Origin of the sequence: Halobaculum saliterrae (genome assembly GCF_009831625.1) — an archaeon.
Classification (GTDB): domain Archaea; phylum Halobacteriota; class Halobacteria; order Halobacteriales; family Haloferacaceae; genus Halobaculum; species Halobaculum saliterrae.
The window spans coordinates 61952-73757 of sequence record NZ_WUUS01000002.1 but is presented as its reverse complement, the minus strand read 5'-3'; the positions used below and the strand labels follow the sequence as shown (position 1 = coordinate 73757).

Annotated in this window: 8 protein-coding genes; 4 read left to right on the top strand and 4 right to left on the bottom strand. The window is 68.4% G+C overall.

What is annotated here, in order from left to right; all coding sequences use genetic code 11:
* Window positions 1-13: 13 nt before the first annotated feature.
* Window positions 14-1297 (bottom strand): glycosyltransferase family 2 protein, encoded by a 1284-nt coding sequence (locus tag GRX01_RS03255; RefSeq protein ID WP_159663432.1) that lies wholly within the window; start codon window positions 1295-1297, stop codon window positions 14-16.
* Between the two features lie 164 nt (window positions 1298-1461).
* Between GRX01_RS03255 and GRX01_RS03250 the strand changes: the two genes are divergently transcribed.
* Window positions 1462-5208: a PKD domain-containing protein gene (locus tag GRX01_RS03250; RefSeq protein WP_159663431.1), complete on the top strand. Its 3747-nt coding sequence runs from the start codon at window positions 1462-1464 to the stop codon at window positions 5206-5208.
* Window positions 5209-5524: 316 nt separating this feature from the next.
* On the opposite strand, the gene GRX01_RS03245 is transcribed toward GRX01_RS03250, so the two are convergent.
* Entirely contained in the window at window positions 5525-5854 is a 330-nt protein-coding gene (locus GRX01_RS03245) for a DUF7344 domain-containing protein (protein WP_159663429.1), read from the bottom strand.
* A 573-nt stretch (window positions 5855-6427) separates the two neighbouring features.
* Window positions 6428-7786: a right-handed parallel beta-helix repeat-containing protein gene (locus tag GRX01_RS03240; RefSeq protein ID WP_159663427.1), complete on the bottom strand. Its 1359-nt coding sequence runs from the start codon at window positions 7784-7786 to the stop codon at window positions 6428-6430.
* A 268-nt stretch (window positions 7787-8054) separates the two neighbouring features.
* Between GRX01_RS03240 and GRX01_RS03235 the strand changes: the two genes are divergently transcribed.
* From GRX01_RS03235 to GRX01_RS03225, 3 genes are all read left to right on the top strand, one after another.
* Entirely contained in the window at window positions 8055-8630 is a 576-nt protein-coding gene (locus tag GRX01_RS03235) for a metal-dependent hydrolase (protein ID WP_159663425.1), read from the top strand.
* Window positions 8631-8832: 202 nt separating this feature from the next.
* Entirely contained in the window at window positions 8833-9852 is a 1020-nt protein-coding gene (locus GRX01_RS03230) for a DUF1616 domain-containing protein (protein WP_159663423.1), read from the top strand.
* A gap of 70 nt (window positions 9853-9922) precedes the next feature.
* Window positions 9923-10861, top strand: coding sequence for a hypothetical protein (locus GRX01_RS03225; protein WP_159663421.1), 939 nt, complete (start codon window positions 9923-9925; stop codon window positions 10859-10861).
* Here GRX01_RS03225 and GRX01_RS03220 read toward each other — a convergent pair.
* A complete protein-coding gene (locus GRX01_RS03220; RefSeq protein WP_159663419.1) occupies window positions 10832-11803 on the bottom strand; it encodes an NAD-dependent epimerase/dehydratase family protein in 972 nt (323 codons plus the stop codon). The genes GRX01_RS03225 and GRX01_RS03220 overlap by 30 nt on opposite strands.
* Window positions 11804-11806 lie beyond the last annotated feature (3 nt).

The following is an 11806-nucleotide window of genomic DNA, read 5'->3' as shown; positions in this document are numbered from 1 at the left end:
CCCCGTGCCGTGGCTACTCGACCGCGTCCTCTGCCGGGGCGCCCTCGGCGGGGGCGTCGCGGTCGGAACCGGACGGGGCGGCCTCCCGACCGCCGTCGGACTCGAGCGCCGAGCCGGCCTCCCGTGCCCGCCCGGATCCGTTCAGCCTCGCGTCGTCGGCGACGCTCGACGCGTCACCCGGCCCCGGTCCGGCCGCCGGTCCCACGGGATCGCCGCGATCGGGGAGGATCACCTCGTCCAAGTGGTCGTTGTCGCGCATGTCCATCGCCATCGCACCGATGAACGCGCACGCGCCGACGACGAACGCCAGCGAGGAGACGAGCCCGCCGAGCAGTCGAACGGAGGTCGCCGCGCCGCCGAGGCCCCCGAGCGCCGAGAGCGTCCCCAGCGCGCCAACCGCGATCGATCCCGCTCCGACCCCGTACGCGAGCACGAGCGGGTGGAAGTCGTACGCGAGGTAGTTCGTCCGGAGCCGCCACAGGAAGTTCCGGAACAGCATCCACGAGACGCGGGGGACGTAGGTTCGGTAGCGGATGTGGCTCTCCTCGTCTCCGTAGATGATCGGGTTCGGGAGGTCGACCACGCGCAGTCGCGCCACGTTGAGCTTCACGAGGAGGTCGTTGCAGTAGCCGTAGAACTCGTACATGTTCTCGATGTCGGCCTCGTGGAGGGCGCGACGGGAGATGGCCGTGTAGCCGCTCTGTGGGTCGCCCGTGGACCAGTAGCCGCTCGCGATCTTCGTCAGGGCGCCCAACACCGCGTTCCCGACGAAGCGGAGCCGCGGCATGTCACCGCGGTCGCGTCGCCCGGCGAAGCGGTTCCCCTTGACGTAGTCCGCCTCGCCGTCGACGATCGGGTCGAACAGCGTCTCGAGCACGTCGGGGTCCATCTGTCCGTCGCCGCCCATCACGGCCGTCGCGGCGACCTCGTCGTCGCGTGCGCGGAGATAGCCCGTCTTGATCGCCCCGCCGACTCCCCTGTTCTCCTCGTGTTGGATCGCGACGATACGATCGTCGAACGAGTCGTCCGCCCGCGGGCGTTCGGGGTCCTCGCGGGCCGGGCCGTCCTCACCGTTTCGTCGGATACGGGATCGTTCCCCGGCCGGTTCACCGCGATCGGATCGTCTGCGATCGAGCGCTTTCGCCCGCCGGATCTCCGCCCACGTGTCGTCGGTGGAGGAGTCGTCGACGACGTATATCCGGTCGACGAACGCGGGGACCGTCAGGATCGTCTCGCGGACGAACGGTTCCTCGTTGTACGCCGGGATGACGACCCCGACCGTATGTCCTCGATACATTGTGTAGGGCAACCGTGACCGTCGGCTGGTCCAACCAACCGACGGGACCCGTTTTGTTACACAGCGCCTGCCAGCTGACCGGCTGATCGTCTCGTGGCTCGGGACCGACTGGATGACCGAAACCGCTCCATAACAAAGCCGGATCTGACGGGAGTTGGCACGTAATGAGAGCGTACTCCGATCCGGCGGCGCGTCGTGTGGTGGTCGTCGTCCTGCTCCTCGTCGTCGCCCCCGCGGCGGGACCGCTCGCGGACACCGCGCGGGCGGCCGCCGGCGACAACCAGACGTACGCCGTCGCACAGGGGGACTCGTGTTACGTCGTACCGACCTACGAGAACGAGACACAGAACGTGACGACCTTCTACGACTACCGGAACCCGTATCCCTCGATAACCGGGCGACCGAACGCGTCGACGTTCAGCTCGTATGGCACCGGTGAGTTCCAGGAGACGCGACAGAGCGCCCTCCTGTTCTACGCCGGCCCGGACGACACCAGCATGGTGATCGTCCACGGGCGGCTCGGCGATGACGCCGGCGGGAGCACGACCAGGTACACGATGACGGGACTCCCCGCCGGGTCGTGGGTGGTGCGCGACGACGAGTACCCGAACCAGGACGACGACTGGTTTATCGGCGACACGACCGCCACGGTCGACTGGAAGTGGGCCTCGAACAGAACCGACGGCGGCGCCTACCGCGGGTTCGACTCGCTGTCGGGGACGGTCGTGATCGACCCGCAGTACAACGAGGACGCGCCCTCGTGGGGGAACTGGAATTACTCCGGAAGCGAGGAGCACCGGATAACCGACTGGGTCGTCTACGGCAGCGACGGCGCCGAACACTCCCTCGCGCTCGATCGCCGCGTGTTCGTCCACGCCGGCGGGTGTGTCGACGCCGATGTCTCGGCGTCCTTGACGCCGCCGAGCGACCCGTCGCCCGGCGAGAACGTCACGCTCGACGCGAGCGGCTCGACGGTCGCCGGCGACGTGGGCGGATACGAGTGGGACTTCGATGCGGACGGCGAGGTCGACGCAGTCACCCGGGATCCGACCGTGAGCCACGCGTTCGAGGAGGAGCGCGAGCACACGGTTCGCGTGACGGCGTTCGACACGTACGGGAACGCGGACTCCACGAACGCGACGTTCGTCGTGGGCGAGCCGGACGCGCCGGACGCGACGGTGACGGCGTCGCCGTCGACGGTCACGGTGAACCGGACGGTGACGCTGGACGCGAGTGAGTCGACCGACAACGGAACGATCGTTCGCTACGACTGGGACCTCGACGGCGACGGCGAGATCGACGCCAACACCACCGATCCGACGATCGAGACCGCCTATCCGACCGCCGGCGAGCGGGAGGTGAGCGTCACCGCGGTCGACGACACGAACGAGACCGGAACCGCGACGACAGTCGTCACGGTCACCCCGGACGAGCCGCCGGACGCGTCGCTGACCGCGCCGGGAGACGTGGCGGTCGGCGAGGAGGTCACGCTCGACGCGAGCGCGTCGACCGACGACGTCGGGATCGTTCGCTACGAGTGGGACCTCGACGGCGACGGGACGGCGGACGCGAACACGACCGATCCCGTCCTCGACACGACATACGAGGAGACGGGGACCGTGGAGACGACCGTCACCGCGGTCGACGAGGCGGGTCAGACGGCGACCGCGAGCGCCACCGTCAGAGTGGGGGTCACCGCCGCGCTCTCGGCTCCACCTGACGCCCTCGTGACCCAGACAGTCACCCTCGACGCGAGCGAGTCGACGATCGACGGGGAGAGCGTGACCTACCGCTGGGACGTTGACGGCGACGGCACCGTCGACGAGAACACCACCGAGCCGACGTACACGTTCGCTTACGACGCCGTGGGGGAGTACACCCCACGGGTCGTCGTCACCGACGGCACGAACGTCACCGACGAGGCGACCGCGAGGATCGCGGTCGAGGCGCGGGCCAACCTCTCGGTGCCTGAGACGGTTCCGGTCGGCGAGGGGGTCACGCTCGACGCGGGGGAGAGCGCCATCGGCGGTTCGAACGTCACCTACGAGTGGGACGTGAACGGCGACGGCGAGTTCGAGAGCGAGACCGCCGCGGCCACGTTCACACACACCTACGAACGCGGTGGCTCGTACTCGCCGACCGTCCGCGTAAGTAACGACGCGGGAACGACGCGGACCGCGTCGACGACCGTAATGGTCGAGTCTGGGGCGGCGCTTACGGCTCCCGAAAGCGCACTGGTCAGCGAGCAGATCACGCTCGATGCGAGCGACACCCGCATCGGCGGCGAGAACGTCACCTTCGAGTGGGACGTGAACGGCGACGGCGAGGTCGACGCGAATACGACCGACCCGACGCTCACGCACACCTACGAGCGGAGCGGCTCGTACGCGCCGACCGTCCGGGTGACCAGCACCGCGGGCGAGACGCTGACGGCGACCGCGACCGTGAGCGTCGAGTCGAGCGCGTCGCTTACGGCGCCGGACTCGGCGCTGGTCGGGGAGACAGTCACCCTCGACGCGAGCGGGAGCGTGATCGGTGGCGAGAACGTGACCTACGACTGGGACCTCAACGGCGACGGCGAGGTCGACGCCAACACGACCGAGCCGACGATCACACACGCGTACAACGAGACGGCGACGTACGCGCCGACGGTCCGTGTGACCAGCACCGCGGGCGAGGCGTTGACGGCGACCGCGAACGTCTCGGTGACGGAGCCGAACCCCTCGATCGACGCTGACACGACCGAGGCCGAGGCGAACAGCGCGATCACGTTCAACGCCGACGCGGGTGCCGGGAGCGACTCGTCGGTCTCGTACAGCTGGAAGTTCGGCGACGGGGCGACGGCGAGCGGTCAGTCCGTTCAGCACGCTTACGCGGGATCCGGGCAGTACACCGTGACGCTGAGCGTGCTGCTGGGCGGGAGTTCGATCGCGAGCACGAGCCTGCCGATGAACGTCACCGATCCGCCGGGGGATCCCGGCGGGGGCGGCTCAGGTGGGTCCTCCGGCGGGAGTTCCGGCGGTTCCTCGGGTGGTACCGCCGGCGGCAGCTCCGGTGGGTCCACCGGCGGGGGTTCCGGCGGGTCCTCGGGTGGTACCGCCGGCGGCAGCTCCGGTGGGTCCTCGGGAGGGGCATCCGGCGGCGCAGCGGGAGGATCCGCCGGCGACACCGCCGACAACGACGCGGGGAACCAGCCCCCGGCGGACCTCGAACCGGAGTACACGAACGTGACGGTGAACATCAGCGACACGGAACTCGTGACCGGCGACACCCTCGTCGCGACGGCGACGGTTGGAAACGTCGGGAACGGCTCCGGGACGAAGACGATCGAGTTCGAGATCGACGGCGAGCAGGTCGACTCCCGCCAGTTCACCCTCGAGCCCAACCAGACCCGGACGGTTCGGTTCACCTGGACGTTCGACGAGCCCGACGTGTACTCGGTCGAGATCGACAGGAACCACCGGTTCCTGGTGAACGTGACGCCGCCGCAGCCGAACCTCTCGGTCTCCGATCTGGACGCGAGCGCCGACGAGATCGACGCCGGCGAGGAGGTCACGTTCACGGCGACGGTACGAAACGACGGGCGCGCGGCCGGGTCGACGGCGGTCGCGTTGCGGCTGTTCAACGAGACCGTCGCGACCCGCAACGTGACGGTTCAGCCGGGGTCGAGCACGCGGGTGTCGTTCACGAGACGGATCGTCGCCACGGGCGAGCACGACGCGAGCGTCGGCGATCGAACGGTTTCGGTGTCCGTCCGCCCCGCGGACACGGCCACCGAGAGCGGGGACACCGCCACCGGCGAGGGCACCCTAGTGAACGCGCCGGGATTCGGGCCGCTCGCGGCGATACTGGCGATCGCCGGCGTCGCCGCGCTGCTGGCTCGGCAGCGGCGCCGCACCCGACGGCGCTGAGGCGGGAGCGCGCTCGGCGGTCGGGAGGGGTGTGGAGCCCCGATAGCTCCAGTGGCTGACGCGGATCGGAAGTAGCTGGGTCGATCGCTTCGCGGTACTCGTGGACGGTGATCGCGTCCCGGGCGACACGGGACCGTTCCCGTCGCAGCCGCCGGGCGATGCCGTGGAGACACGGGCAGGGCGCCGCTATGGGGACACGTTCATACCGATGCCGTCAGTTCGCGTCGCCGTCGCTGGTTCTCACTCGGGCGTTCGCTCGCCACGGATGACGACGCCACACGTCCGGGAAGAGATTGACCGTTGATAGGGGTGGCCGTCAGAGCCATCCCTCGGGGAGTTCCTCCTCGTGGTCCGCGAGCACCTCCAGGAGCGGGCGGATCTCGTCGAAGTCGGGACCCTTCGAGACCTCGCTTGTGTCCCGATCCCACGAGATGAAGCCGTACTCCTCCAGTTTCGGGAGGTGGACGTGCTTCATCGCGATGAGCCGCTCGAGCTCCTCGTCGTTCGATTCGTTCGGGTCGATCCTCGTCGGGTCGTCGTCCTGTGGGTTGTGGACGAGTAACGCACGGAGCAACTTCCGGCGCTGAACGTGCCCCAGCGCGTCGAGACAGTCGTCGAGCGTTCGCGTGGCGTGGACACTATCCATACCGTTCGAAGACGCCCCAAGCGGAAGTAGTCGGTCAGTCTTTACTCTCGCTCGGTGTGAGGACCAAGTGAGTGACACAGTACGGTGGCGGGGACGATCGAACAGCGCGATCGGTCGCCACGGACGTGTATCCGTACGACGGCTGATCGATGTCACGGTACACCGGGGCTCCGTGAGAACGTGAACACCACCCGGAGTTCGCTCGTGCATGTGACAACGGCTATTCCGGGACCCGGGGAGGCCGCTGACACTCCGGAACGTGCCCACGCAGTTCCGAACGTTCCCCGCTCTCACATCGGTCAGAGGTACCGAGCCACCGCCGTGCCGTGGGGTATCGTTGTCGGCCGACGCGAGGATCGGACACGCCGATGGAGCCGTCCGGCGTGAGCGCAGTGGTGTCGAAACCGCGTCGACCTGAGCGACCGTTGGCGACTCCCGGAGGACCGAACGCGGCCGGCACGGCGACGGCGATCGCGTCGGTTCACAGGCGATCGACGGCGCTCCGACGGTCGTCATCGCGGGCGACGGCCCGAGGGGAGTCGAGGGGGGACCGAAGGTGGAGGGCCGAGCGCGTCAGCAGGAGTTGTCGCGAACGTCGTTGCCGACGACGCCGAGCCGGACCTGCATGTCGCGGTTGGCGTTCCGACACACCGAGTTGTTGTGGACGACGTTGTCGGTCGACCCCCTGATGTCGAAGCCGTCGTCCCCGTTGTCGTGGAGTCGGTTCTCGGCGACGACGTTCCCGTCGGACTCCCTGAGGAAGAGCCCGTCGTCGAAGTTGTCGCGGGCCTCGTTCCCGGCGATCCGACTTCGGTTGCTGTCGTGGAGGTCGATCCCGTCGTCGCCGTTGTCGACGAGCGTGTTGTTCGTCACGGTGGTCTCCGATCCGCTCACGTACAGGCCGTCGTCGCCGTTGCCGGTGACGGCGTTCCTGGAGACGTTCGTCCCCCGGACGGCGGAGACCGCGATCCCGTCGTCGACGCTCCCGGTCACGACGTTGTCGGCGACCGACGCCCCGGAGAGGTTGAACAGGCGGATCCCGTCGGTCGCTCCGACGACCGTGTTGCCGGCGATCCGGCTCCCGTGGGCTCCGTCAACGAGCACCCCTTCGTAGCGGTTGTCCGCGAGCCGGTTGTCCGCGATGACCGTCCGCTCCCGGTCGTCCGCACCGTCAGCCGAGGCGAACAGTTCTGCGATGTCGCCGAGGCCGCCGCCGCCGAACAGCGGGAGCAACCACGCCGGGACGTTCGGGCGATCGACCGCCGGCCTCGACTCCGCGGCGACGGCGACACCGACCCCGCCGTTCTCGACGATCTCGCTGGCCCGTACCGTGGTTCCCGTCGAGCGCCGAACCGCCACGCCGTCGCCGGTGTTGTTCGCGAGTCGCATCCCGTCGACGGTCACGGTCTCGCTCTCGAGCACGGCGACGCCGTGCCCGCCGACGGCGACGACGCTGCCGTGGGAGAGCGTGACGCCGGTCGAGTCGCTCACCCGGACGCCGTCCGCGCTCGCGTTCCGCACGCTCACGTCGGTGACCGTGACGTCCTCGGCATCGACGACCCTGACGCCGTGCCACCAGCCGTCCACGTCGAACCCCTCGACGTGGACGTCGGACGCGCCGTCGACGGCGACCGCCGATCCGTTCCTGTTCGTTCCGACGACCGCGTGTCCGGCTCCCAGCAGCCGCACGTCGTCCGCCGTCACCGTGAAGCAGGCGTCCGCGCTCGTGCGCACGTCGCGATCGAGGATGTACGTGCCGGGGTCGTCGATCGTCGTACAGTGGTCGAGGTAGGTAGTCGGTCCCGGTTCGTGATCGTCGGCCGCGAACGCGCCCGCCGCGCTCGCCGCAGGGGCGGCCGTCGCGACCACCATCGCGGCGACGAGCGCAACGATGGCGCCCCGTCGGATCTCGCTCCGCCAGTTTGCTCTCATATCCACGACGTACCCAGGCGGTAGTCCCCTATTGTAAACGACAAGCTTCCATTACCGGTGTGCGACCGGGAGAGCGAGGAAGCGAACCGATCGGTGTGCGATCGCCGTCGCCACCCGGTATGGAGGGTGTAACAAAGCGTCGCCTGTGCCACCGAGCCACCACTCGATGCACGTGGATCGACGTGGGGCGAGCGACGGCGACGTACTGGGGCGGCGTGAACATGGCGAGGGCACTCCCGAACTCCCTGACGAATGGGAGGAGTGACGAATGTGGCCATGGGACCACGTCGCTGTCGCGTACATCGCGTACTCGGCGTACGCCCGGGCACGGGGGCGACGGCCGTCCGCGACGACCGCCGTCGTGGTGGTGATAGCCGCGATCGCGCCGGACATGATCGACAAGCCGTTGTCGTGGTGGCTCGCGGTCCTCCCGTCCAGTCGGTCCCTCGGCCACTCTGCGTTCACGGCCGCGGGCGTCGTCGCCGTCACTGGCGCCGTCCAACGGCGCGTCGGCCCGGCCGGTCTCACCCCTGCGGTCGCTATCGGCTATGCCTCACATCTCCTCGGCGACGTGGCGTACCCACTCGTGGTGAAGGGCTCGCTCAGGGTCGAGTTCCTACTGTGGCCGCTGGTGCCGGCAGTGGCCGACTCCACACCGGACCCATTCACACACGTGTCCGAGCTGTTCGCCGCCTTCCTCGGGTACCTCTCGACACCGGCAGGCACGGCGTACCTGGTGCTGGATCTCGTGCTGCTGCTCGGAGCCGCGGCGCTGTGGTTCAGCGATGGCGCCCCCGGTGTCGGACCGCTCCGGTACTGGACCGCCAGTTCCGGCGAGCGGTGACACCTCTCGACCGGGGTCCTGTCGGGCTATCGACGGGGGTACCCACCGCAGACCGGGCGGGTGCGTATCGCTGGCGTCCAAGCGACCTCGCGACATCCCGTCCTGCGACTAGCGTCTCCATAACAATCCACGGAACGGGGCAAACCGAGCCCATGGGATCGATCCACCATCTATCGGGACGGCCACGGCGGGGTGCGGGGAGATGAGTGACGGTGAGGGGAGCCGGCACGGCTGGCAGGGCTCCCTCACCCGACTCCCGGTCGACATGTTCCTCACCGCCACATACGCTGTTCTCGTCGGTTTGGCCGCCCTTACGGGGGCGATAGGGGGACCCGGGATGGTCATTCTGGTCGGACCGTTAGTGCTGTTCCTCCCGGGGTATGCGATGCTGTCGATATTGTTTCCGGGGACGGGCAAGTCACGGGCGGACCCCATTGACTCCCGGCCACTCGGGGGGGCGGGGATCGATTGGTTCGAGCGGGTGTCCCTGTCCGTCGGGATCAGTGTCGCCGTTCTCCCCCTTCTCATGGTGCTGCTGGCGGCGGTCGGCACGCAACCGACACGGGTGACCGTCTCCGTAACGGTGGTCGGGTTCGTCGTTCTCGCGTCGGCGCTGGGGGCGTATCGGCGGGTCGCGCTCCCCGAGGAGCGTCGCTACGAACTCCCGGTCCACCGGTGGCTGAGCGAAGTGCGGACGCTGAACGAGTCCTCCGGAGTCACGCGAGTCGATAGGGCCGGAGCCGTCGTGCTCGGTGTGGTGGTGATACTCGCGCTGGCGGGGCTGTCGGTGGGACTCGCCGCGCCTCCGGACGGGGAGTCATACACCGAGGTCGCGCTGTTGACTCCGGGCGAGGACGGCCCAGTCGCCGAGGGATACCCCAACGCCGTCGCGAGCGACGAACCGCTCGAGTTGGTGTTGTCGATCGAGAACAACCTCGGTCGTGCAACGGAGTACGAGTACGTTGTCGTCCTGGATCGCGTGTCGTCGGCGGCGAACGGCACGGAACTGACGGTACTCGAGCGGGATGTTCTCGAACGGCGGAACGTCAGCCTCGCCGACGGTGAGACGGCGACGCAGCCGCTATCGTTAGTGCCGTCGATGCTCGGCCGTGATCTCCGGCTGAGCGTGTTCGTCTACGAGGAAGCGGCGCCGGAGTTCCCGTCGCGCTCCAACGCTGATGAACACCTGTACATCTGGCTCGACGTCGAGGACCGTGGATAACGACGAAACACAGTCACGAAGCGAGCGCTCGTGTGAACACAGGGGGCCATGGGAACATTCGGAGGAGGAATTGAGACAGTCCGCGGCGACAGCTGAAAACGGATCGGACGACGCGGCGTCGGTCGTCGACCCGGTCGCGGAGTCGGACCCGACCCGAGTGGGCGGCTCATCGTCGGACGGCGCGGTCGGCGACGTGTTTCGAGCGATCGGCGCCTCGCTGTTCCGTCGCGTACCATCACTCCAGCTGCCACTCGTGATCGCTCGGGACCGCTACGCGAGGGCAGTCGTCCGACTTCGGACGCTCGCGCACTCGCGCCGGTACGCTGCACCGCCGGAGCCGTACAGGCTGATCGATGTCGAGCCGGCGGCGGTCACGCACGTCAGGCAGTTCAACCGGGCAAAGTACGTCCAGGCGGCGGTCATCGAGGACGGCGACTGGGACACTCCGCAGTGCGAGTTCACGGACCTGGATGTGTATCGGGCCTACCGCGCGCACTTCCGCGAGGGGGTCGACTGGAGCGACACGCCGTTCTACCGGCGGGTCGTCGACGAGATCGAAGCCGGAGCGGAGTTGTGGAACTGCCACAGCGAGACGGACTTCCGAAGGCGGTGTGAGGGCATCGACGAGCTGTACGAGCGTATCAGGGACGACGGCTACCGGACACAGGCGGAGCTGATCGACGGGGAGAACGACCCCATCGACCTCGACAGGCGGTCCCGTCTGCTCACCGAGCGTATGAAGGACGAGATCGCCGTTCACATCGGCGGAGACGGCGAGGTCCTGTTCGCGGACGGCCGCAACCGACTGTCGATCCTCAAACTGCTCGACCCGGGGGCCGTCCCGATGCGGGTTCTCAAGCGCCACGCGGACTGGCAGACGGTGCGCGACGCGTACGTCCGAGGCGAGCCTTGGGCTCGCTCGTACGACGATCACCCCGATATCAGCTATCTCAAGTTCGACAGCGTTCCTGAGGAGCCATTATCGCGCGAGGTTCCGACGCCGCGCTAACTCACCGAGTCCGGTCGTGAGTTCGACGCTCGGCTCGAAGTCAAGCAGACGGCGCGCCTTCGAGATGTCGGCACGGCTACGCTCCACATCGCCCACTCGGGGGTCGGTGTGGACGATACCTGCTGTGGTCCCTGCCACGTCGGTGATCAGCTCCGCGAGTTCACGGATCGTGACGCTGTCGCCGGTGCCGATGTTGAACGCCTCCCCGACGTGCGCTGTAGTCGCGGCCGCTAGGTTCGCCCGGACCACGTCTGCGACGTGGACGAAGTCGCGCGTCTGGGAGCCGTCGCCGTCGACGGTGAGCGCCTGCCCCGAGCGCGCCTGTTCGAGGAACGTGCTCACGACGCCGGCGTAATTGCCCGCCGACTGACCGGGGCCGTACACGTTGAAGTAGCGGAGCGCGACCGTCTCCAGCCCGTACAGTTCGTGATACACGCGTGCGTAGTGGTCGATCGCGAGCTTATCGGTCGCGTACGGGGAGGTCGGTCGCGTCGGGTGCGACTCGTCGATCGGAACCACCTCCGGGTCGCCGTAGATGGCGACGCTCGAGGCGAGCACGACCCGAGCGTCGACGGCGCGGGCGGCATCAAGTACCGCGAGCGTGCCGGCGACGTTCACCCGGTTACTCTCGGCCGGGCGTTCGACGGACTTCGGCACGCTGACCAGCCCGGCCTGGTGGAACACGATGTCGACGCCGTCGATCGCTTCGCGCAACACCGACTCGTCGAGCAGGTCGCCCTCGTACAACGTCGCCCCGTCCGGGACGTTGCGCGGTTGGCCGGTCGAGAGGTCGTCGAGCACGCGCACCTCGTTGTCTCGAACGAGCGCCCGCGCGATGTGGCTTCCCACGAAGCCGGCGCCGCCGGTGACCAGAACGGTTTCTCCCGCGATGTCGGCATCGATCGCCGCTGACCTCGTCGACCGGCTGGAGTCCGTACGCATGGT

What these genes read in the sequence shown, in the direction of transcription:
- GRX01_RS03255 (WP_159663432.1), bottom strand. Translation starts at nt 1,297, where the DNA reads ATGTATCGAGGACATACGGTCGGGGTCGTCATCCCGGCGTACAACGAG.
- GRX01_RS03250 (WP_159663431.1), top strand. Translation starts at nt 1,462, where the DNA reads ATGAGAGCGTACTCCGATCCGGCGGCGCGTCGTGTGGTGGTCGTCGTC.
- GRX01_RS03245 (WP_159663429.1), bottom strand. Translation starts at nt 5,854, where the DNA reads ATGGATAGTGTCCACGCCACGCGAACGCTCGACGACTGTCTCGACGCG.
- GRX01_RS03240 (WP_159663427.1), bottom strand. Translation starts at nt 7,786, where the DNA reads ATGAGAGCAAACTGGCGGAGCGAGATCCGACGGGGCGCCATCGTTGCG.
- GRX01_RS03235 (WP_159663425.1), top strand. Translation starts at nt 8,055, where the DNA reads ATGTGGCCATGGGACCACGTCGCTGTCGCGTACATCGCGTACTCGGCG.
- GRX01_RS03230 (WP_159663423.1), top strand. Translation starts at nt 8,833, where the DNA reads ATGAGTGACGGTGAGGGGAGCCGGCACGGCTGGCAGGGCTCCCTCACC.
- GRX01_RS03220 (WP_159663419.1), bottom strand. Translation starts at nt 11,803, where the DNA reads ATGCGTACGGACTCCAGCCGGTCGACGAGGTCAGCGGCGATCGATGCC.